This window comes from Turicibacter faecis, from assembly GCF_037076425.1.
GTDB lineage: Bacteria > Bacillota_I > Bacilli_A > MOL361 > Turicibacteraceae > Turicibacter > Turicibacter faecis.
This window is the reverse complement of record NZ_AP028127.1, coordinates 1,438,200-1,459,996: the sequence shown is the minus strand read 5'-3', so window position 1 is coordinate 1,459,996 and position 21,797 is coordinate 1,438,200. Positions and strand designations below refer to the sequence as shown.

Here is a 21,797-nt window from a genome sequence, read left to right as displayed (position 1 = left end):
GGCAACCCGCCGGGTGTGAAAAAGGAGACGATAAGATGATTAATTTTTTAGACCAGTTAGATAGTTTTATTTGGGGACCACCATTACTCGTATTATTAGTTGGAACCGGAATACTGTTGACCATTCGACTGAAACTCATTCAGTTGATTAAATTACCACATGCTTTAACGTTAATTTTTAAATCTGAAAACTCTGGAGAGGGGGACATTTCCTCGTTTAGTGCTTTATGCACAGCATTAGCAGCTACTGTAGGAACAGGGAACATTATAGGAGTTGCGACAGCATTGGCTGCAGGTGGACCCGGTTCATTATTTTGGATGTGGTTAGCAGCATTTTTTGGGATGGCAACGAAGTATGCCGAAGGTGTTCTAGCTATTAAGTACCGCCAATTAGATGAAAATCAAGAGGTTGCGGGTGGACCTATGTATTATATTACGAATGGAATGGGTAAAAAATATAAACCATTAGCGGTGTTTTTTGCTTTTAGTGGAATTTTAGTAGCTTTACTTGGAATCGGAACGTTTACCCAGGTAAACGCGATTACATCTAGTATTGAAAGTACCCTCCATATTAAAGCAGAGATTGTGGGTCTTATTTTAGCGGGTATTGTTTTAATTGTTACATTCGGTGGGATTAAGTCCATTTCTAAGGTAGCAGAAAAAGTGGTCCCGGTTATGGCAACAAGCTATTTGATCATTTGTGTGTTTATTTTGATTATTAATTATCAGTCTATTATACCTGCGTTTGAAATGATTTTTAAAGGGGCTTTTAATATGACAGCTGCAACAGGTGGTTTTGCGGGGGCAACTGTGGCGATGGCAATTCGTAATGGTGTGGCGCGAGGTGTCTTTTCAAATGAGTCAGGACTTGGAAGTGCACCTATTGCAGCTGCTGCAGCAAAAACGGAGTGGGCGGCAGAACAGGGCCTTATCTCGATGACCGGGACGTTTATTGACAGTTTGATTATTTGTACATTAACAGGTTTAACATTGATGGTTACCGGTGTTTGGCAGATGGAGGGGGTAGTTGCAAGTTCTTTAACGGAGAGGGCATTTAATACTGTTTTACCAACTATTTGGGGAGTCCCATTAGGTTCTATTCTATTAATGATTTGTTTAAGTTTATTTGCTTTTACAACCATTTTAGGGTGGAACTATTACGGGGAACGTTGTTGTCAGTTTTTATTCGGTGTCAAAAGTATAACGCCTTATCGTATTATTTTTGTTGTGATGATTGGAAGTGGCGCCTTTTTACAGTTAGAGGCCGTTTGGTTAATTGCCGATATTGTTAATGGTCTCATGGCGCTTCCTAATTTAGTAGCGATTATTGCCTTAAGTGGGGTTGTTGTTTCAGAAACACAATTATACTTGAATCACATTAAACAGCCTAACAATAACTTGGAATCAATAGAATTATAAGTAGTGAGTGGATCACTACTTTTTTTGTGCTGATGAAATAAAAAAAGTAATTAGTTTGATATAAAATGACAGATTTGACCCATAATAGGAGAAAAGAAATAGGAAAGGATGTCATTAAATGGATTTAAAAAAATACGACTCATTGCGTTCGTGCTCAGTAGCCGAACTTTATGAACATTTAAGACAGGCCAAGGAGAATGTCACCATTTATGTTGAAAAAATTGACCCTCATGTTTACTCCACACTGGATATCAATCTATTGAAAAATACTCAAATCATTTTATCTAAAAAGGCGTTAATGCTTGCTCCAGAACAATTTACAAGTTTCTTCCATGATGTTTTATTTGAATCTTTACAGATAGAGATAGATGTAAAAAGGGAATTAAAGTTTAAATATCAAAAATTTATTTGTCTCATCATGATCATTGCGTTCTCTTTATTATTTCTTCAACCCATGCATTCTTTTTTCTTAAAAGTCACTTTATTTACAGGGGTTATTTTGCTGTGCTTTTGGATGTATATTTTATTAAATCATCGGGCACTTATTAAGGTTTCGAATATAAAGAAACATTGTGATTTCAAGGTGATGAAAGATGGTTTTTTAGATTTATTGCCAAGCTTGTATCTCATCGATAATAAAATGTTCATTGGAACGAATTTGTTTACTTCAAATGGCTATCAAGACTTTTATGAGGTTCAGTCGGATGAGGTAGAAAATCAGATTAGGCTTATTTATGAAGAGTATGTTAATTCTCATTCATCAATCCGGGACGAATTTTTAATCGCACAATACATTGATAATATGCATCCTAATGATTTTATTTCTTTTTTAAGACAAGATTAGGTTGAAAAATTGACTGTGGGGAGAAAACACGTAAAATACTTGTAAAAAACTATTATTTTAAGTAAAATATTAGTATTTGATAGAATGAGGAGGATTTCATCGTTTATGCAAAGCGCATTTTTTAAAGATTTCTTATATTTAACGGATATAAGGACGATTATTTTTATTGGGGTACTCGTTATCTTATTTGGTGTCATGAAACACATGGAGAAGAAAAAGGTAAAGTTTTCAACACGTATGCTGTCAGCTACTGGATTGGGGCTTATTTTAGGAATCTTAATTCAAATCGTTGGGGCATATCCAACGAATCCATTGGAAGTGCCGTTTATTGCGGAAATTAATAAATGGTATGGTTTAATTGCAAATGGATTTATGAATTTATTAAAAATGTTAGTTGTTCCACTAATTTTTGTTTCTATCATTCGAGTGATTTTAAATATGAAGCAGGGAGAAAATTTAGGGAAGTTAACGATGTATACGTTATTAACCCTTGTTTCGACAACGATTGTTGCTGCGATTATTGGATTGATTGTTGGAAATGTATTTAAACTGGGTGTTGGATATGAGTTAGTGACAGGTGATGCCGCTATTCGAGAAGTACAACCGCTTGTTGATACCTTACAAGGCTTGATTCCATCTAATCCAGTATCGGCAATGGCTGAGGGGAATATTGTAGCAGTTGTTATTTTTGCGACATTTTTAGGATTAGCGACTAAGCGTCAGATGAAAAAATATGAAACGATTGTTAAACCATTTATTGACTTAGTTGAAGCCTTTTATAAAATCATATTAAGCGTTGCCATGACTATTATTAAATGGATGCCGTATGCGGTTATTGCTCTATTGGCCAATACAATTGCGGGACGCGGAATCTCTGCAATTAATGATGCTATTGGGTTTATTTTGGCTACCTATGTTGGAGTCGCGCTCATGATGGTAGTCCATTTCATTTTAATTGCGTGTAAAGGGTTAAATCCAATTCGTTATGTACATAATGTAATTGATGCATTAGTTTTAGCCTTTACATCTCGATCGTCATTAGGAACTCTACCAGTGAGTATTGAAAAGTTAACCGAGAATGTCGGATTAGATAATGGGACTGCAACGTTCGTTGGAAGCTTAGGGTCTAATGCAGGAATGAATGGGTGTGCTGGAATTTATCCAGCATTAGTAGCAGTGATGGTTGCTAATATGACGGGAACTCCGATTGACTTAACATTTATTATGATGTTAATTATTGTTATCGCGTTAGCTTCATTTGGAATTGCAGGATTACCAGGTTCGGCGACGATGGCAATATCTGTTGTCTTATCGGGAATGGGATTAGGGGAGTATTTTCCTTTGATTGCTGGTGTAATTGCGATTGATCCAATTCTCGATATGGGACGTACAATGTTAAATGTGAACGGAACATTAACAACAGCTGTTTTAGTTGGAAAAGCATTTAATCAGATTGATGAAGAGGTTTACTACGGTCGAAAAACCGTTCAAATGGACTAAAAAAAGAGCGTTTCTTACTGAAACGCTCTTTTTTTATGCCTTGATTTCTGATATCCCCATATCAAGTAGTTGTAGTTTGATTGACCCTATTTTTGAATCTTTGGCAACTTCGTACTTTGTTTTGTCAATGCACTGAAGATCACCAATTTTATCTATTATTTTTCCTTCCTTTGTTACGTGAGGTAAAGTGACCTGTTTATAACAAACTACAATTTCATTTTCTTGAGAGTGGGCAATTTTTGTATACTCTGTGTAGCTATTGGCCGTTTCTTCATTCCAGCAATGAAAAAATTCAATCGAAAAATTTAAGGCTTTTAAGTGTTCCCTAAATAAGTCAATTCGTTCAATTAGATAAGCTTCTTTTAAGTCATCTAATTCAATCGACATGAGGTCATGAAGGAATGTTATATTTTCTTGGGGAGTAGCTAGACGAGTGAATTGTTCATTCTCAAGGATAAGTTGTTGTTGGTAGCAACCATACACCGTATGATTTAATTGAATTTTCCATTCTGGTTTCATTTTATTTCTCCTAATCTTTGTAGTATTCCCTTGTATTTTACTATATTTTGTATCATTGAGATAAGATGCATGGGTGAAGTTTTTTTAAAAAGGGGATGAAAAGATAGAAAGCTTAATTTAAGGTGGGGGGAGAGTAGGTGCATGAGGTGGGTTTTCCTTTAATTGATCCATAAAAATGAAAAAAATATTTAAGCTTTGAAGGTGTTGCGTTTCAGCTATGCGTTTTTTAAGACCGTTAATAAAACTTTCTGTATACATGATAGGACAGGGGCGTGATTTACTATAGCGGTAACCTAAGTTTTGCATCATTGCTCTTAAATAGCGTTCATGATAGAGAGCTGACGTAGAGGCGAAGGCGAAATTTGGGTCCTTTTCCATTTGTTCAGGATCATCGATGCTAACATTGTAGTGGGCTAGAAAGGGGAGAAAGTTAGGAAGAGGGGTTGTGGGGAAAAGGTCCCGATTACCGAGTAACCAAGTTTCAAGACATTTATTTTGGACAAAGATTACATAAGGGCAACTGAGAGGGCGGTGATAACTTTCAATTTTTTGTTGAACGATTTGATGACGAAGACTGACGCCATCATCGTCCCCATCTAGAAATATTAAAAGGTAGTCGATAGTTTGATAGAGATTGATAGTATCAATCGTTTGCCCTAGAATGTTTTTTTCGGGAGAGGAACGATCGGTTCCAAGGAGACGAGGATAACCCATTCCACTATAGAGAACGTATTGATTATTTTGAATTTCTGCAATAGATTTTGCACGTGTTAGGGTCGGCAGTAGTAGGGGTATCCAGTGATCAATGATTTTATGTCCTGATTTTCCGTCTTCGACAAGAATATAGAGTTTCATGTTAGACGCCTCCTTCAAACGAAAGGACATTAATGAGTTCAAAAAAACTGTCATATTCTGTTTGCCCGATTCCAAGCTCTTCAGCGGTATGCGCCTCAATCGTGTCTTGTTGGCGTGTGATAATACGCCAAAAGTGACTGTGGACATTATTAATGACGTAAGGGTGGTGACTACTTAAAATGAGCTGAAGGTCATCACGTCCCATCATCTCTTCGAGTAATGGACCCATACAGTTTAATCCAAGTCCGTTTTCAAATTCATCGACCAGTAGGAGGGTACCCGGTTCGCTTAACACAAATTCTGTTAAATAATATAATGTTTTAAGCATTCCATCAGACATCTTGTGGATTTCAAGGTAGCTACCTCCTTTTTCTTTAAAGAAGAGTTCGAGAGTATTTTTCGGGCGATGGAGTAACTTTATGTCTTCAACGGAGTCGAAAATACTTTGAAAAATAGAGAGAATTTCAGAAGTTTGCTGTTTCGTTGCAAGGAGATACGATTTGGTGATGGTGTTGGTTTGACGAAATTGCGGAATAGAGGTTAACCATTTTACAGGCATTAAAAGGGGAATTAATTCTTCAAATGTTGGGGATGAGGAGTCGGCAGAGTTCCATAAGTGTTGAATGATGGGGTAATTATCATTGATGTAGACGAGGTAACGGTACTCTTTTTGATTGAGGATAAAACACATTTCGTATTCTCCGTTTGCTAGACCTTTTATGGAGTGTCCTGCTAAGAGCTGAAACAGGCTATAAATGTAAAACAAAATTTGACTTTTTCCTGAACCAGATAGACCGACGAGTAGCGTCAGGGGAACGGGGGTCGTGACGTTGACGCACAAGCCATTGGGGGTACTAACGCGTAATGATTTAATCTTCACTAAGACCGCCTCCATTTTAGGGGAATTTACTATATCATATGATGAAATTACGGCCATGGTGAGTGAAGACTAGGTCATCGTCTTTCAATTAAAGGGAATAATGATGAATTTAGGTTGCCTCTTAAACTCAAATAGTGATATAATTTAGAAAAAAATAGGAGGTATTGTAAAAATGAGGAAGAATAAGAAAAAGATAGTCTTGCTTTGTGTACTTTGCGTGTTAGGTATTTTAATTCCATGTACTTTTTTTGCAAGAAAGTCTCTAAAAAATAATGAAGAGGGGATCGTGTATGTTGAATCCGTCTCATCTATTCATCAATTAGGGAGTGGATCTGGACTTTTTCAAAGATACAGCGGGATTGTTGAACCACAAGAGACAACAGAGGTAAAACGAAATATGGACCGTGTCATTAAAGACGTTTACGTAAAGGTTGGCGATTTAGTTGAAGAGGGGACACCACTATTTTCTTATGAGACGGGGGAACTCGAGCTACAGTTAAGTCATGCTGAATTAGAGTTAGAACGGCTAAGTGCATCTATAACAGATTTAAATGAGCAGGTAGGTTTACTCAATAATGCCTCAGTAGGAGCAAACGAATTAAGCCTTGAACATAAAGCACAAATTTTAACGACACAGAATGAACTAAAGCAGGCGGAGTATGATAGGAAAAGTAAACAGGTTGAAGTCGAACAATTAAAATCATCTGTTGAAAATTCGGTGGTTAAAAGTACAGTTACAGGTGTTGTTAAATCAATTGGGGGCGATGCCACTGCTTCAGAGGGAAATGGCGAAAGCTACATGACCTTGTTATCGATGACCAACTATCGCATTAAGGGAACAGTTAGTGAGCAAAGTGTTTCACAATTACAGGTAGAACAGCCTGTCATCGTTCGATCACGGGTAAATAAGGAACAAACATGGAAAGGAAAAATAACCATGATTGATTTAAATAATATGCTCACCCCGAATGATTTAAATATGGGCGGAAATTCAGAGGTGGCAACCAATTATCCTTTTTATGTTGAATTAGAATCGACAGAAAATTTAATTTTAGGCCAACACGTCTACGTGGAATTAGATGAGGGGCAGGATCAGTCATCCGAGGGGATATGGCTTTATGACTACTATTTGATGAATGAAGATGATAAAAGCTACGTATACGTAGAAAATGATCATAAATTAGAAAAACGCGAAGTGCAATTAGGAGCTTATGATGAGCAACAACAACGATATGAAATTTTAGATGGATTAACAGGGGATGATTATATTGCCTTTCCCGACGAGCAAGTTAAAGAAGGGATTGCATGCGAGAAAATGCAAAATGGCTCATTAACCGAGGTTGAGGAATAGGGGGTAAAAAATGCTATTAGAGGCGAAAAATATACAAAAAAATTATTTTCAGGATAAATTAAAAGTAGAAGTGTTAAAAAATATAAATTTTTCAGTTGAAATGGGTGATTATGTCGCCGTTATGGGACCTTCGGGTTCAGGAAAATCGACACTGATGAATATTTTAGGATGTCTTGATTTGCCAACATCGGGTGACTACTTTTTGAATGGAAAAGATGTTCTATCTTTATCTGAGGACGAACTTTCGGACTTGCGATTAAATGAAATCGGATTTGTTTTTCAAAATTTTCAACTTTTATCTTCGCAAAGTGCGCTTGAAAATGTTGAGTTACCCTTGACGTATGCCAAAATTCCTAAAAGTGAACGCCGTCGGCGCGCGATACAGGCACTTGAAAGGGTTGGACTCGGTGATCGGCTTCATTTTAAGCCTACGCAATTATCAGGTGGGCAGAAGCAACGCGTTGCGATTGCACGAGCAATTGTAAATCATCCATCTCTTTTGTTAGCAGATGAACCAACAGGAGCGTTAGATAGTAAATCAGGGGTACAAATTATGGACTTATTTAGACAATTAAATGATGAAGGCGTTACTATTGTTATGATTACTCACGACGCAAAGGTAGCGCAGGCAGCGAATCGACAGATTGCAATTTTAGACGGTGAGCTCATTCATTCGGCTGTTAAAGGGAGATGGGAATGGTGAAAAAGAAGAAATTACTTATGTTCGGTGGTATGCTTTTTATCCTTTTAATAGGAGGGATAGGTTGCTATCTAACATTTATGCGTTCAAATGAAATTGAAACGATTCCCGTCGCCCACTTAAGTACCTCATGGTGGGGGGATTTAGAAGAATCTTCAGGGTATATTGCCTCGAATATGACCCAAGAGGTCATGCTTGAGAATTTTAAAACAGTTAAAGAGGTTTTAGTTGCTGAGGGAGATCGGGTACAAGTAGGTGACCCCTTAATTGTTTATGACCAAAGTTTGAAAGAATTAGAATTACAGGTTCAACAATCTAAAGTTAAAGGGTTAGATGTTCAAATTCAATTGGCAAAAAAAGAGTTGAAAAACTTACAATCGATGAGTTCTTTTGCGACAGGAAGCAACCAGGCGAAGGCAGTTACAGCGTCTCAGGAAGAGGGAACGGATGCGAAAGAAGGGTTAAATTATAACTCCGAATTTTTCCCATTAGAGGATGGAACGTATCAAGTAGAAGCTCATCAAAAAGACCGGTTACATGTTTCATTTTTATATCGTTTAAAGGGATTAGATGAGGTAGGAAAAACCACCGTTTTTGCCCCAATGAAATTAATTTTAATCGTTCTTTCAGACGATGGAAACAAAGAATCGTTTTTCATTGATGGAGAAGGGTTGAAAATTCCAGAGGGGGTTGTTTCGATGAGCGTGGGAGACTACTTATCCCTGATAAAGGATGAAATCCTAGAGCCAGATGGTGAGAAGGTTCCAGGTCAAGAGGAACCGCCAATTTCGGTGGAGCCTCCTGCTGCTCAACCCGATGACGAAGAACCTGTTCAAGATGGGACAGAAGGTGAGGATACTTATTCAAAAGAGGAGCTTCAACAATTGATTCAAGAGAAACGGTCAGCTGTTAGAGGGTTGGAGTTGGATTATAAAGAAGCGCTCTTAAAGGAGCAACAAATTAAAAAAGAAATCGAACAATTGACCGTTCGAAGTAGCGTCAACGGTGTTGTAAAAAAGGTAGAGGACCTTCCGTCTAAAATAGACGATGGGACCCCGCTTCTTGTGGTCACAAGTGATGAAGGCTTTTACTTAAAGGGAACGCTCAATGAATATCAATTGGCTAAGGTAGATGTCGGTCAAGTAGTAGATATCCAGTCTTATGAAACGGGGATGAGCTATGAAGCACGAATTACAGAGATTTATCCCTACCCTGTTGAAGATAATCAAGATTGGGGTCCGAAAGTGTCACGTTATCCATTTGTTGCGACCATTGAAGGAGATCAACAATTAAGCCCAAATATGAATGTGTCAGTCACACTAAAATCGCCGCAGGAGGAAGGACAAACTCTTTACATCGACATGGCCTATGTCGGCGAGGATCACGGCCAAAAATTTGTTTATAAGGTGGATCAGAATAAACGTTTAGTCAAAGAACGTGTTCAGACAGGAAAGGTTATTTACGGTTCGTATATCGAAATTCTTTCGGGAGTAAACGAGGAAGATCATTTAGCCTTCCCGTATACTAAAAATATTAAGGACGGGTTAAAAGCTAAGGTGATGCTAGAAGGAGAGGAATAACTATGATCGAAAATATTGGGCTATCACTAAAAGGTATTTGGTCACATAAAATGCGCTCCTTCTTAACCATGTTAGGTATTATTATTGGGATTGCGTCGATTATTGCCATTGTTTCTACGATTAAAGGGACAAATGAGCAAATTAAACAGAATTTGATTGGGTCAGGGAATAATGTCGTACAGGTTAAGTTGAGTCAAGATGGATATGAAGTCGAGGGAGACCAGATTCCGTATGGGACGAAAGAAGTATCTCCCGCTACGTTGGAAGAGATCAAGGCGATAGAGCATGTAGAAGGTGCCTCTTTGTATCGGAGTAGAAGTTATGCAGATGGAATCTATTATAAGAGCACCTTATTAGAAGGGCCGAGCGTGAAAGGAATAGATGAGGATTATTTTAACGTCATGGGCTATGTGATCCGTCAGGGACGCCTCTTTATTGATTCGGATTACCAGGAGTTTAGAAAAAATATGATTATCGATCAGGATGTTGCTTCAAGTCTTTTTCAAAGTGAAAGTCCAATTGGACAGACGTTGGAGATAAGAGGGGAACCGTTTATTATTATTGGGGTTGTTGAATTGGCTAATCAATCCAAACCTGTTATTCACTCGATTGATGATTACTATACCTACCATCAAAACCAAGGTGGTAACATTTTTCTTCCAGATGTTGTTTGGCCGGTTGTGTATGCATACGATGAACCCCAACATGTCGCGGTTAAGGCGAGTCATACCGATTATATGGGAACAGTAGGACGTGATTGTGCGAATATTTTAAATGCTGAGCTTTGGGATAGTACATTAAGTTATCAGGCCATTGACATTCTTGAACAGGCGAAGCAATTACAAGAATTAAGTGCTGCAACGAATCAGCAATTGTTGTGGATTGCGAGTATTTCACTCCTCGTCGGAGGCATTGGGGTTATGAATATTATGCTCGTTTCTGTGACTGAGCGTACAAATGAGATTGGTTTGAAGAAAGCTATTGGGGCAAGAAAACGAGTAATTTTAGCCCAATTTTTGACGGAAGCGGCCGTATTAACGAGCTTAGGTGGGATCTTGGGAATTTTAGCGGGAATTATACTCGCCAAAGTCATTTCCGTTGTTTCACAAACACCGGTAGCGATTAGTCTTCCGGCTACTGTCGGATCAGTTGTATTTTCGATTGCAATCGGGCTAATTTTTGGATTGCTTCCATCAATGAAGGCAGCAAACCTTAATCCAATTGATGCATTACGTCATGAATAAAGAAAAAAAGTGTGGTGATCGCCACACTTTTTTCTATAAGACAGATTGTAATATTAAGTGCGACAAATAAAAAAAGCTCATAAATAGAATTCTTTGTTATAGAATGAAGTTACCACACCAAATTCTTAACAAGGAGATCTATTTATGAGTTATAAACATCTTAACACATTTGAGCGTACACGTATAGAAGTTCTTTCAAAAATGGGTTATTCAACGAGACAAATTGCGGGGCAATTAAATCGTCATCATTCAACCATTGCTCGTGAACTAAAACGAAATACTCAAAAGACGTATCAAGCAGAGCTAGCAGATGAATTAGCCGAGCAACGTCGCTTAGTTTGTCATCGTCCAGAGACCAAATCTGAAGAAGTTATTCAAACCATCCAACATTATTTAAAGTTAACCTGGTCGCCTGAACAAATTTCTAATACGGTTTTAAAGGGTGTTATTTCATTCAAAACTATTTATCGTTGGATTTATGACGGAACGATTTTGTTAGGGGATTTAAGCTGTTTAAGGCAAAAGGGAAAACGCCGAAAACCACGAGAAACACGCGGACGATTTAACATTGGGACATCAATTCATCAACGTCCGAAAGAGGTAAAAAAACGTCAGGCATTTGGTCATTGGGAACTTGATACAGTTGTTTCAAGCCGTGGTAAAAGTAAAGGATGTTTAGCTACATTTATTGAACGTCAAACACGATTTTATGTCGCCGTTAAAATCGAAAATCGCTCAGCATCTGAAATGTACCGAGCGATTAGTGAGTTATATGAACATTTTCCTAAAGACACCTTTAAAACTTATACCGTTGATCGAGGAAAAGAGTTTGCTTGTTATTCCAAAGTAGAAGCAGATTTAAAGGTTCCTGTTTACTTCGCTGACGCCTATTCCTCTTGGCAAAGAGGAAGTAATGAAAATGCCAATGGTCTTCTTCGAGAATTCTTTCCGAAGAAGACGGACTTAGCACGAGTTAGTGAGAAAGAGATTGATGAAGCCCTCCTCCTCATTAATCATCGACCACGAAAATGCTTAGGTTGGAAAACTTCATTCGAGCTATTTCATGAGAAACTGTCGCATTTGTATTGACAATTCGTCATAAATAAAAGAACCATCAGTCACGATGGCTCTAAAAGGCAATTATTCAGTTAATGAAAGTTCTTCTTCATGAATACGATCGATCGGTTCGTGGTGTTGAACACTATTTTCTATTTCACGGTAGTGATCCATTTTCACCCGGAACAGTTCACCGTTAGTTGGCGGTGTATAAGTAATGGCGTTTGCCCCCGCAGCAATGGTTTCGAGGATGGATTGATCAGTAGGTCCTCCTGTTGCAATAATTGGGATAGTTGGATATTGTTCGCGAATTTTACGAACAATCGCTGCCGTTTTTGAACCACCACTTACGTTTAAGATATCGGCTCCTGCTTCAATGCGTGATTGAACGTCTGTATGTTCAGAGACGACGGTTACGACAACAGGGATGTCAATGGTTTCCTTAACATATTCAATGGTTTCTTGCGGTGTTGGGGCGTTTAACACGACCGCAATGGCTCCTTGGAATTCGGCGTGCAAGGCAATATTACCTGAGCGGGTACCATGGGTGAGCCCGCCCCCTACGCCACAAATAACCGGAATATCTGAAACTGACATAATGGCCTGTGTAATGGTCGGTTGTGGAGTGAAGGGGTAGACAGCAATAACTGCATCTGCATTTGTATTCTTTATAATTGCAACATCTGTTGTAAAAATAAATGATTTTAATCGTTTTCCAAAGATTCGGATTCCGCTCGCATTTCGAATGACATCGGGAACACGTACGAAATTTTTACGCAAGTTGCTTGTTACCTCAGGTACAATTTTTTCAGGGATAGATGGTTTATTCATGTTGCCGTCACGTCCTTTCTTTATCGTCATTTATCTTTATTATAGCGAAAATAATGACAAAAGTTAAGGAGAACTCTTTTTTATTTCATGATTTTAAGTTTTCTAATTGGCGGTGAAAAGAGAAAGAAAGGAGGGGGGGAGGTCTAATTATACGACAAAAGTGAAAAAGGTCGTTTCTTTAGTGGCTAATTTACTAGATTAGTAGTATACTAAATAAGGAAATTCATCCTGTTATATTTCTTTTGGAGGTACAAAGACTAGGAAGATGTCAGTTTTTGTTCTTTTATTATGTTGATAATTCTGAGGAGGTGACATCACGTGGAAGATTCCATTCCCATACGGACAATTAAACGAATCCTAAAGATGTCAGCTCATCTTGATCGACATCGGGAGAAATGATAAGAGGTGATTCGATGAGAAGTGAAGTGAATTTTATTAATTCATTAGCTAGCGGAGGATTTGAGTGGGTTAACTTGATTGATCCAACCCATCAAGAGGTTGAAGAATTGTGTAAAGTATATGATTTAGAATATGAGACAGTGATTACGGCACTCGATGAAGAGGAACGTTCACGTGTCCAAATTGAAGATAATTTTACGATGATTATCGTTGACGTTCCCGTCTCTTTTGAGTCGGATACGTATTATTCAACCGTTCCACTAGGAATTGTAAAGACTAATCATATGTTACTGACGTTATGCACGAGGGAATTAAATGTCTTTACCAAAAGGCTTAAAATGCCAACAACGAGTATTAATGCTCATATATATCAAATTTTATATACGATTTCGATCCAATATTTAGGATACCTAAGGGTTATTGAACGAAAAAGTAGTCAAGTTGAGCGCGCCCTACGGCACTCTCCGAAAAATGAAGATTTAATTGAGATGCTAGACTTACAAAAAAGTTTAGTTTACCTGTCTTCTTCTTTACGTTCTAATCAAATTGTACTAGAGCGTTTGGTTAAATTAGAGAAAAATGATACGCCAGAGTCCGAGATGTTAGAAGATGTGATCATCGAAAATAAACAGGCGATTGACATGTCAAAAATTTATGGAAATATTTTAAGTAGTAACTTAAACGTATTTGAAACAATTATTTCAAATAACCTAAATATGGTAATGAAGTTTTTAACGGTCGTTTCAGTAATTATCGCTGTTCCGACGGTTGTTTCAAGTTTTTGGGGAATGAATGTTCCTGTTCCTTTTCAAAATAATCCGTACGGTTTTTTAATCGTATTTATTATTTCGTTAATTATTACAGTGATGGCTGGATTTTATATTAACCGTAAGGAAAACCACCGTAAAAGGAAGTAGAAAAGAAACGTCTGCTATGCAGAGGTTTTTTTATTAAGAAGGGTGATTAAATGAACGTGAATGAACAACTAATTAAGCAAAAAAATTATTTATCGATGCACGGGCCCTTATCTTTTTCTGACCGAATAGAGGCTTTAAAACGCTTAAAAGAGGCGATTAAGAAGTATGAGCCTGAGTTAATGCGCGCATTAAAAGAAGACTTAGGGAAACCAGACTTTGAATCGTATACAGCAGAAATTGGTTTTTTGTATACTTCCATCGATTATACTTTAAAACGTCTAAAAAAGTGGATGCGTCCTCGTCGGGTTAGGAGCGAAAGTGCGCAACTTATTGGCTCCTCGACTGTTTATGCATCTGCGTATGGTGTCGTTTTAATTATGGCTCCGTTTAATTATCCTGTACAGTTATTGCTTGAGCCGTTAATCGGGGCAATTGCGGGAGGAAATGGGGCAATATTAAAGCCATCGGAGTTGACACCGACGGTTGAAAGGGTTCTTGTTCAATTAATTAGTTCAACATTTAATGCCAATTATATCTCCATTGTCACAGGGGGTGTTACTGTTAATCAACACTTACTTTCACTTCCATTTGATTATATCTTTTTTACAGGAAGTGTCCGTGTTGGTAAGTTAGTCATGCAAAAGGCGAGTGAACAACTTATTCCGTTCACGTTAGAATTAGGTGGAAAGTCTCCAGTGATTGTGGATGAAACTGCCCATTTAAAATTAGCGGCTCAACGAATTACATGGGGAAAGTTTATGAATAATGGACAAACTTGTGTAGCCCCTGATTACGTTTTGGTTCACGAAGAGGTTTATGATGATTTTTTAGATCAATTAAAGAGGGCCATTCAATGTTTTTATGGAGAAAACCCGTTAGAAAATGATGATTATGGACGAATTGTTAATTCATCGCACACGAAACGGTTGGCTTCACTCATCGAAGAGAATCGCTTAAAAATTTATTGTGGGGGAGAGGTTGATATCCGGGAATGTTATATTGCACCCACTGTTTTTAGTCAAGTCACATTGGAAGATTCACTAATGGATGAAGAAATCTTTGGACCGTTGTTACCGGTTATAAGCTATAGGGAGTTAACAGATATTGATGCTTGCCTTTTAAAACATCCGCACCCCTTAGCATTTTATATTTTTTCAGAACGTCATTCATTTGCTCAGTCGTTGATTCATCGCTATTCATTTGGTGGAGGGTGTATTAATGATGTGGTGACGCATGTGGCTTCTCATCGACTTCCCTTTGGGGGCGTCGGTACTTCTGGAGTAGGAAGATATCATGGAAAAGCAAGCTTTGATACTTTTACTTATAGTAAATCGGTGGTGAAGCGTTCAACAAAGATTCCGCTTCATTTGGTATTTCCCCCTTATGGAAGCCGGGTAAAGTGGGTTAAGAAAATAATGAAATAAACACGCGTACAGTTGCATAAAATGGAGAATGGGGGTGAGAAAATGTCGTGTCTTGGTAATTTGATTTGGTTTATTTGTGGCGGTTTTGTTAACGCCCTTATTTGGTGTTTTTTTGGTGTTCTTTGGAGTATTACGATTATTGGAATTCCAATTGGTCGCCAGTGCTTTAAACTCGCGTCGTTGCAATTAGCTCCTTTTGGTAAGGAGGTAGTTACGGTAAATGATTCTGGGGGAACTTTTCTTTTAAATATATTATGGGTAGTCTTCGGAGGATTAGAGTTAGCGATTGCCAACTTGATTAGTGCCGTTATTTTAACGGTGACCATCGTAGGAATCCCGTTTGCTTTACAAGCTTTTAAATTTGCCATCCTGTCGTTGATGCCTTTTGGAAAAGAAGTAAGAAGAACGTCTTAAAATAAGGCGTTTTTTTTATCTTTTTTGTTTAGAACGTTGGATGGATGTTTATAATACAGGGGGTGATGGACAAGATGGAAAAAAGAATAGTATATGTTTCATATGTAATTATTGCATTTGTTTTATTTAATTTCTTTTATGGCTTTACAGATTGGATAAAATCATGGCAGGTGCTTGATTGGTATCTTATTATCTTAATGGGAACCATTATGAGTTTACTTGTTATTAAGTATAAGCAAAATCAGCGAAAGTTAGCGGTTGAACAATATGCGAAGGAAAATGATCGACGACGAATTCAATTAAATCAGCTACTCATGTTTGAACAACTTTCTAAAATGAATGATGAGATGTTTTGTGAGTTGTTAAAGCGATGTTTTGAGTTACTAGGGTATTCTGATATTCAAGTTAGTCATCCCTCAGATCGGTTAGGTTATGACTTAACAGTTTGGCATCAAGGGAAAAAAATGATCGTTAAAATTTTCAAAAAGGTACCGATGATAGAAAATATATATACAAATCCAGAAGGATTGGAATTTGCCTTAGGCGAATTAGTCACTTTAAATGAGATTCGTGAATTTTATGGAAGTGTAAAGGATTATGAGGTTCAGGCGGATCTTTCACTCGTTATCAGTACAAGTGATTTCGAAGAAGAAGCCTTATTATTTGCCGGTCGAAATGGTGTAGAAACCATGAATGGTTATGAATTTTATCAACTCTTAGATGAATTAAAAGATGGGAAGTCTACCGCTTCATTTTCCACACTTTTTGCCTGATTCCTTTTTTAATCTTTAGGCATATATTAGGAAAGTAGGAAATAAATGCGATTGGAACAATCTCTCTAAGAGGAAGGGAGGTGGTGGCATGTTTTGGAGTGGTTTTATTGTAGGATCCGCCGTTGGAATTATAGGAATTACCTTATACAGTTGTCTTGTTGTGGCATCACGCGCCGATTGTGATCTTGAGGATGAATATGAATATGAGATATTAAAATCATCTTCAGATCATGAGCGAAAAGGAATGTGAGTGAAGGGGAAGGCTAGGAATTGGTGAATAAGGATTTTTATTTGAAATTTAATAAAAGACAGATTGCTTATTCATGAAGTAATCTGTTTTTTAATACATTTTAAGAGAGTCATCAATGCATAAAGGAGGGGAATTGTGAATGAATGATTTGGTTCAAGATAATTTTAAAGGGGTTATCTCCATTGAGGAACATGGAAAATGGATATTTAAGCAGGCTTATGGTGAGTCAGATTTGGCTAATCAGAGAATGAATCGATTAGATACCAAATTTTCCATGGCATCAGCAAGCAAGATTTTTATCGCCGTTGCGATTTTACAATTAATTGAAGGAAAATTTCTATCACTAAATCAGACATTGGGGGAAGTATTGCCAATGGACTGGCATCATATTGATAAAACAATTACCATCCGTCAACTTTTAACACATACTTCAGGATTACCCGATTATTTTGATGAGTCCTTAGGGAAGAATTATGCGACAATGTGGGAAAACTATCCGAATTATCGAATTAGGAGTGGAGAGGATTTACTCCCTTTATTTTTACATAAACGCATGGTTTATCCAAAAGGGCAAAAGTTTCATTACAATCATGCAGGTTATGTTGTCCTAAGTTTAATAATTGAGGCAGTGACGAAGCAACCATTTGAACACTACTTGGAAAAAATGATTTTTACTCCATGTAACATGGGGGATACAGGGTATTACGAATTGGACCGATTACCATTAAATTGTGCGACGGGGTATTGTTTAGAAGAGGAATCGCAAACCTATTATAGTAATATTTATAGTTTAGATGTGAAAGGAAACGGGGCAGGTGGAGCCTACACTACAGCGAAAGATATGGATCGTTTTTGGACTTGCCTTGTAAAGGGACGACTTCTGTCGCCATCAATGGTGAGTGAAATGCTATCTCCTCAAGTAGAAGGAGAGTGGTATGGATATGGGGTCTGGTTAAAGGCGTTAGGGGATCATCAATATCTTCCGTTTATTCAGGGAAGCCATCCAGGCGTGAGTTTTATTAGTTCCTATGATTGTCAAAGGTGTCGGACTATGACCTTGATGAGTAATTTTGAGCATGATGTGTGGGCGCTTCATGGGAAGTTTTATAATGCTTTGAATCGGTAAGGGTCACCTCACTAATAACCTGTTTATAAACTCCGTATCTTAACCCTCGTCTTGTCCCTTTATTTTACGACAAACATTCGGTATAATAATAAAGTTAATAATGTAGATAAAGGAAGAAACATATGTATTTAAAAAGAATAGAAACAATTGGTTTTAAATCCTTTGCAGATAAAACAGTCGTTGAATTTGAAAAGGGCGTGACGGCTGTAGTAGGTCCGAATGGGTCAGGGAAAAGTAATATTTCTGATGCGATACGCTGGGTTTTAGGTGAACAATCAGCTAAAAGTTTACGCGGTGCTAAAATGGAGGATATTATTTTTGCGGGAACCTCAACGAGAAAGCCTTTGAACTTTGCAGAGGTGACGCTCGTCCTTGATAATAGTTGCCATAGCTTACCTATTGATTATGAGGAAGTTAGTATTACCCGTCGGGTTTATCGAACAGGCGATGGGGAATATTTAATTAATAAGCAGAAAGTACGTTTGAAAGATGTGATTGACTTGATAATGGATACCGGAATCGGACATGATTCGTTATCTATTATTTCACAGGACAAAGTCAAGGCTATTGTTGAGGCACGCGTAGAAGAGCGCCGCACGATTATTGAGGAGGCGGCGGGTGTTTTAAAGTATAAGATGCGGAAAAAAGAGGCGACACGAAAGTTGGAGTCAACGAGTGATAATTTAAGTCGCGTGCAAGACATTATTTTTGAAATTGAAGATCAGGTGGAACCTTTACGAAAGCAAGCGGATCAGGCACAAAAGTATTTATTGCTTAAACAAGAATGTAGCGATTCTGAAATTAGTGTGCTAGCTTACGACATTAAAACTTTAAACGATCAATTAGCCCATGCGAAAAAAGAACGAAAAAATGTTGAATTTGAACATGTAAGTATTCAGACGAAAATCTTAACGGATGAACGCCGACGCGATGAGTTAAAACAACAAAAGCAGCACAAAGAGGGTCAACTTGAAGAATTACAAGCCCGGTTAGTTGAGACATCGGAAAGTATTCAACGACTCCAGGGACAACGGGATGTGCTAAGAGAACGACATAAAAACGCATCCTTTAATAAAGAAGAGTTGGCTATGCAACAGGCGCAGTTAAAGGAGCGTCTCGACCAATCTATTTCACACGTTTTCGAGGTTGAGACTCGGGTTTCAAAGACAAGGGACTCCCTTGAACATCACCAGTCTCAATTAACGAAGGTATCCGAGGAATATCAGCATTTAGAAGAAAACTTAAAGAGTCAGTTGGAGGCGACAAGAGAGTCTTATTTTAAAGATGTGAATCAACTATCAAGTGTTAAAAATCAATACCAGACGATTAGTCAGCAAATTACACGTAGTGAAAACATTATTACACGTCTTGCTGAAGATGAGGAAAAAATAAGAATAGAACGGGAAGCCTTACAAGAAGAGCAATCGGCATTTATAAAAAAATATGGTGATTTTGAAACGACGCTAAAGGAAAAGCGTGATCAATATCAGACGTTACATAAGGAATATCAACAAAAGTTGAAACAGTCGGAAATGGAGACAAACCGACATCGGCAATTGACGCATCAATTAGATAAATTAACGAATCGATTGCAGTGGCTAGAAGATGCGCAAAAGGATTTTTCTGGATTTAACGAAGGGGTAAAAAAGATTTTAAAGGCCCGTGAACAAAATCAGATTAAGGGGATTGAAGGGGCAGTTGCTGAGTTAGTAACGATTCCTAAATCATTAGAGTTAGCGATGGATGTTGTGTTAGGTCCGGTGATGCAGCAAATTGTCACAACGACGGATGATGATGCAAAGCGAGCGATTGAATTTTTAAAAAGAAATCATGCAGGGCGTGCTACATTTTTACCGTTAAATGTGATCAAACCACGCGTATTACCGAGTGATGTTAGAAATCGAATCCAGGGTCATCGCGATGTCATTGGCGTGGCTTCTGAGCTCGTTGAGTATGATGAGCGTTATCGTCACATTATTGAAAATATTTTAGGGGGTATTATTGTTACCCGTGATTTGAATACATCTAAAAATTTAGCTAAACAGTTAAATTATCGATATCGCATCGTGACATTAGAAGGAGATGTGATTAATGCGGGTGGTGCCATGACCGGAGGAGCCATCAAACGTCAAGGGTCATCCTTATTACGACAAAAGAATGAGATTGAGGAGTGTAAACAGCAAATAGCCACGCTTGAAGGAGAAGTGGAACAATCGCGCCAACTTCAAGAACAATGGAAAGAAACCGTCAAAGAGACGGAACGAGAGTTACAAAAAGTTCAGGCGGAGGGCGAACGATTAAAAGATAAATTAGCAGAAGTTAATCAACAAAAGTTAGCTTTTGAATACCGAGAAAAATCCCAACAAGAGCGTGAACAAATGCTTGAAGATGAGCGGGTAGAGTATGAGACGGAATTGAAACAAGCCGTACAAAAAAATAATGAATTAGCAGAGCAACGTCTACAATTAGAAAATCGTATTGAGGAAGAAAAGGCGACTCTAGAGGCGTTAGAGCATCAGATTGAGCAACAAGAGGAGTTAAAATCTCAATTATTACATCAGATGACGGAATTAAAGGTTGAAGTGGCTAAACTTGAGACGGCATTGCATAATGAAACATCAACTTTTGAACGATTGAGTGATGAACGTCAACAGGTAGAGCAGCAACTCCAAGAGTTACTGAACAAAATTGAGGAAAGCGAGCAAGCGATCAGTGGAAATGATGATGAGGTTATCCAATTAGAGGCCGATCTTGTTAAAAATCAGGAAAGTCGCGAAGAGATTTTAAGCCAAATTCAATCAGAAAGAATGAATTTAACTCAGGTTAGTCAAGAATTAGAACTGCTTGAACGCGAGGTAAGAGAAAGCCATAAGGTCCAACAACAAATGTCTGAATCGTTAAAACAATTAGACGTCACACTTGGAAAAATTGACGTCGAGATGGATATCTTGATTCATAAACTAGAAGAAGAATATCAAATGACTTTCGACCATGCGAATGAAAACTACCCATTAAAGGGGTCAATTGATGAAATGAAGGCTCGAATTCGTACCATTAAAAATCAGATGAACGCGCTTGGCGAAATTAACCTTGGGGCAATTCAAGAGTACGAGCGTGTAAGGGAACGATATGAATTTTTAACGACTCAACGTGATGATTTAATTGAAGCCAAGGCCACCTTAGAGGAAACGATTAATGAAATGGACCAGGAGATGACCGTTAAGTTTAAAGAAACGTTTGATGCGGTCCGTGAACATTATATTGAAATCTTTAAAAAATTATTTGGTGGTGGAACGGCTGATCTTGTTTTAACGGATCCTCACGATTTATTAAATACAGGGGTTGAAATTATTGCTCAGCCACCAGGTACAAAGTTAAAAACATCTAATTTATTATCGGGTGGGCAAAAAGCCTTAACATCAATTTCTTTATTATTTGCCATTTTACGTGTTCGCACGGTACCATTTTGCGTTTTGGATGAGGTAGAGGCGGCGCTTGATGAGGCAAACGTTGCGCGTTATGCTAATTACTTAAAGGCCTTTAGTAAAGAAACACAATTTATTGTGATTACACACCGTAAGGGGACAATGGAAAAGGCGGACGTTTTATACGGCGTGACGATGCAGGAGCGCGGGGTAACAAAACTTGTTTCAGTTCGAATGGAAAATGTCTCTGATTATATGGATGATGAAAAGTGATGGTCAGATGATAAAAAG

The 21,797-nt window shown here is 37.9% G+C and carries 19 protein-coding genes; 15 read left to right on the top strand and 4 right to left on the bottom strand.

Annotated elements, in window-relative coordinates; genetic code table 11:
* Positions 1–35: 35 nt before the first annotated feature.
* The 3 genes from AACH31_RS06925 (at position 36) to AACH31_RS06915 (ending at position 3,762) form a co-directional block, all read left to right on the top strand.
* Entirely contained in the window at positions 36–1,418 is a 1,383-nt protein-coding gene (locus AACH31_RS06925) for an alanine/glycine:cation symporter family protein (protein ID WP_161832689.1), read from the top strand.
* Positions 1,419–1,536: 118 nt separating this feature from the next.
* Complete coding sequence (locus tag AACH31_RS06920) at positions 1,537–2,262, top strand: hypothetical protein (protein WP_161832688.1); 726 nt, start codon at positions 1,537–1,539, stop codon at positions 2,260–2,262.
* A gap of 105 nt (positions 2,263–2,367) precedes the next feature.
* Positions 2,368–3,762 (top strand): cation:dicarboxylate symporter family transporter, encoded by a 1,395-nt coding sequence (locus tag AACH31_RS06915; RefSeq protein ID WP_338617279.1) that lies wholly within the window; start codon positions 2,368–2,370, stop codon positions 3,760–3,762.
* A 33-nt stretch (positions 3,763–3,795) separates the two neighbouring features.
* Here AACH31_RS06915 and AACH31_RS06910 read toward each other — a convergent pair whose 3' ends face one another.
* From AACH31_RS06910 to AACH31_RS06900, 3 genes are all read right to left on the bottom strand, one after another.
* Complete coding sequence (locus AACH31_RS06910; protein ID WP_338617277.1) at positions 3,796–4,281, bottom strand: hypothetical protein; 486 nt, start codon at positions 4,279–4,281, stop codon at positions 3,796–3,798.
* A gap of 117 nt (positions 4,282–4,398) precedes the next feature.
* Positions 4,399–5,136 (bottom strand): hypothetical protein, encoded by a 738-nt coding sequence (locus AACH31_RS06905; RefSeq protein WP_161832685.1) that lies wholly within the window; start codon positions 5,134–5,136, stop codon positions 4,399–4,401.
* A 1-nt stretch (position 5,137) separates the two neighbouring features.
* Positions 5,138–6,016 (bottom strand): AAA family ATPase, encoded by an 879-nt coding sequence (locus tag AACH31_RS06900; protein WP_338617276.1) that lies wholly within the window; start codon positions 6,014–6,016, stop codon positions 5,138–5,140.
* Between the two features lie 172 nt (positions 6,017–6,188).
* Between AACH31_RS06900 and AACH31_RS06895 the strand changes: the two genes are divergently transcribed.
* The 5 genes from AACH31_RS06895 to AACH31_RS06875 all read left to right on the top strand — a co-directional run bounded on the left by AACH31_RS06895 (position 6,189) and on the right by AACH31_RS06875 (position 11,980).
* Positions 6,189–7,367, top strand: a complete 1,179-nt coding sequence (locus AACH31_RS06895; RefSeq protein ID WP_338617275.1) for an efflux RND transporter periplasmic adaptor subunit — start codon at positions 6,189–6,191, stop codon at positions 7,365–7,367.
* Between the two features lie 10 nt (positions 7,368–7,377).
* The gene (locus AACH31_RS06890; protein ID WP_161832682.1) at positions 7,378–8,070 is read left to right on the top strand and encodes an ABC transporter ATP-binding protein; all 693 of its coding nucleotides are present in this window, start codon (positions 7,378–7,380) and stop codon (positions 8,068–8,070) included.
* Positions 8,067–9,647, top strand: a complete 1,581-nt coding sequence (locus AACH31_RS06885; protein ID WP_338617273.1) for an HlyD family efflux transporter periplasmic adaptor subunit — start codon at positions 8,067–8,069, stop codon at positions 9,645–9,647. The genes AACH31_RS06890 and AACH31_RS06885 overlap by 4 nt, the downstream gene beginning before the upstream one ends.
* 2 nt (positions 9,648–9,649) lie before the next feature.
* Complete coding sequence (locus tag AACH31_RS06880; protein ID WP_161832680.1) at positions 9,650–10,891, top strand: ABC transporter permease; 1,242 nt, start codon at positions 9,650–9,652, stop codon at positions 10,889–10,891.
* Between the two features lie 144 nt (positions 10,892–11,035).
* Entirely contained in the window at positions 11,036–11,980 is a 945-nt protein-coding gene (locus AACH31_RS06875; RefSeq protein ID WP_289461060.1) for an IS30 family transposase, read from the top strand.
* A gap of 51 nt (positions 11,981–12,031) precedes the next feature.
* Here the strand turns inward: AACH31_RS06875 and AACH31_RS06870 are convergent, their stop codons facing one another.
* Positions 12,032–12,778: a hydrolase gene (locus tag AACH31_RS06870; RefSeq protein WP_161832733.1), complete on the bottom strand. Its 747-nt coding sequence runs from the start codon at positions 12,776–12,778 to the stop codon at positions 12,032–12,034.
* 413 nt (positions 12,779–13,191) lie between these two features.
* On the opposite strand from AACH31_RS06870, the gene AACH31_RS06865 reads away from it, so the two are divergent.
* The 7 genes from AACH31_RS06865 (at position 13,192) to smc (ending at position 21,779) form a co-directional block, all read left to right on the top strand.
* Positions 13,192–14,094 carry a magnesium transporter CorA family protein gene (locus AACH31_RS06865; RefSeq protein WP_161832732.1) on the top strand — a complete coding sequence of 301 codons (903 nt, stop codon included), beginning with the start codon at positions 13,192–13,194 and terminating at the stop codon, positions 14,092–14,094.
* A gap of 50 nt (positions 14,095–14,144) precedes the next feature.
* The gene (locus tag AACH31_RS06860; RefSeq protein ID WP_161832731.1) at positions 14,145–15,518 is read left to right on the top strand and encodes an aldehyde dehydrogenase; all 1,374 of its coding nucleotides are present in this window, start codon (positions 14,145–14,147) and stop codon (positions 15,516–15,518) included.
* A 42-nt stretch (positions 15,519–15,560) separates the two neighbouring features.
* Positions 15,561–15,932 carry a YccF domain-containing protein gene (locus tag AACH31_RS06855; protein WP_161832730.1) on the top strand — a complete coding sequence of 124 codons (372 nt, stop codon included), beginning with the start codon at positions 15,561–15,563 and terminating at the stop codon, positions 15,930–15,932.
* A gap of 74 nt (positions 15,933–16,006) precedes the next feature.
* Positions 16,007–16,705 carry a restriction endonuclease gene (locus AACH31_RS06850; protein WP_161832729.1) on the top strand — a complete coding sequence of 233 codons (699 nt, stop codon included), beginning with the start codon at positions 16,007–16,009 and terminating at the stop codon, positions 16,703–16,705.
* A gap of 88 nt (positions 16,706–16,793) precedes the next feature.
* A complete protein-coding gene (locus AACH31_RS06845) occupies positions 16,794–16,955 on the top strand; it encodes a hypothetical protein (RefSeq protein WP_202618802.1) in 162 nt (53 codons plus the stop codon).
* A gap of 139 nt (positions 16,956–17,094) precedes the next feature.
* A complete protein-coding gene (locus AACH31_RS06840) occupies positions 17,095–18,081 on the top strand; it encodes a serine hydrolase domain-containing protein (protein WP_161832728.1) in 987 nt (328 codons plus the stop codon).
* Between the two features lie 122 nt (positions 18,082–18,203).
* Positions 18,204–21,779 carry a chromosome segregation protein SMC gene (smc, locus tag AACH31_RS06835; RefSeq protein ID WP_338507285.1) on the top strand — a complete coding sequence of 1,192 codons (3,576 nt, stop codon included), beginning with the start codon at positions 18,204–18,206 and terminating at the stop codon, positions 21,777–21,779.
* The last annotated feature ends 18 nt before the right edge of the window (positions 21,780–21,797 follow it).

Bases quoted from the DNA above. Each gene is read 5' to 3' on its own strand.
- AACH31_RS06925 (WP_161832689.1), top strand. From the start codon at position 36: ATGATTAATTTTTTAGACCAGTTAGATAGTTTTATTTGGGGACCACCA.
- AACH31_RS06920 (WP_161832688.1), top strand. From the start codon at position 1,537: ATGGATTTAAAAAAATACGACTCATTGCGTTCGTGCTCAGTAGCCGAA.
- AACH31_RS06915 (WP_338617279.1), top strand. From the start codon at position 2,368: ATGCAAAGCGCATTTTTTAAAGATTTCTTATATTTAACGGATATAAGG.
- AACH31_RS06910 (WP_338617277.1), bottom strand. From the start codon at position 4,281: ATGAAACCAGAATGGAAAATTCAATTAAATCATACGGTGTATGGTTGC.
- AACH31_RS06905 (WP_161832685.1), bottom strand. From the start codon at position 5,136: ATGAAACTCTATATTCTTGTCGAAGACGGAAAATCAGGACATAAAATC.
- AACH31_RS06895 (WP_338617275.1), top strand. From the start codon at position 6,189: ATGAGGAAGAATAAGAAAAAGATAGTCTTGCTTTGTGTACTTTGCGTG.
- AACH31_RS06890 (WP_161832682.1), top strand. From the start codon at position 7,378: ATGCTATTAGAGGCGAAAAATATACAAAAAAATTATTTTCAGGATAAA.
- AACH31_RS06880 (WP_161832680.1), top strand. From the start codon at position 9,650: ATGATCGAAAATATTGGGCTATCACTAAAAGGTATTTGGTCACATAAA.
- AACH31_RS06875 (WP_289461060.1), top strand. From the start codon at position 11,036: ATGAGTTATAAACATCTTAACACATTTGAGCGTACACGTATAGAAGTT.
- AACH31_RS06870 (WP_161832733.1), bottom strand. From the start codon at position 12,778: ATGAATAAACCATCTATCCCTGAAAAAATTGTACCTGAGGTAACAAGC.
- AACH31_RS06865 (WP_161832732.1), top strand. From the start codon at position 13,192: ATGAGAAGTGAAGTGAATTTTATTAATTCATTAGCTAGCGGAGGATTT.
- AACH31_RS06860 (WP_161832731.1), top strand. From the start codon at position 14,145: ATGAACGTGAATGAACAACTAATTAAGCAAAAAAATTATTTATCGATG.
- AACH31_RS06855 (WP_161832730.1), top strand. From the start codon at position 15,561: ATGTCGTGTCTTGGTAATTTGATTTGGTTTATTTGTGGCGGTTTTGTT.
- AACH31_RS06850 (WP_161832729.1), top strand. From the start codon at position 16,007: ATGGAAAAAAGAATAGTATATGTTTCATATGTAATTATTGCATTTGTT.
- AACH31_RS06845 (WP_202618802.1), top strand. From the start codon at position 16,794: ATGTTTTGGAGTGGTTTTATTGTAGGATCCGCCGTTGGAATTATAGGA.
- AACH31_RS06840 (WP_161832728.1), top strand. From the start codon at position 17,095: ATGAATGATTTGGTTCAAGATAATTTTAAAGGGGTTATCTCCATTGAG.
- smc (WP_338507285.1), top strand. From the start codon at position 18,204: ATGTATTTAAAAAGAATAGAAACAATTGGTTTTAAATCCTTTGCAGAT.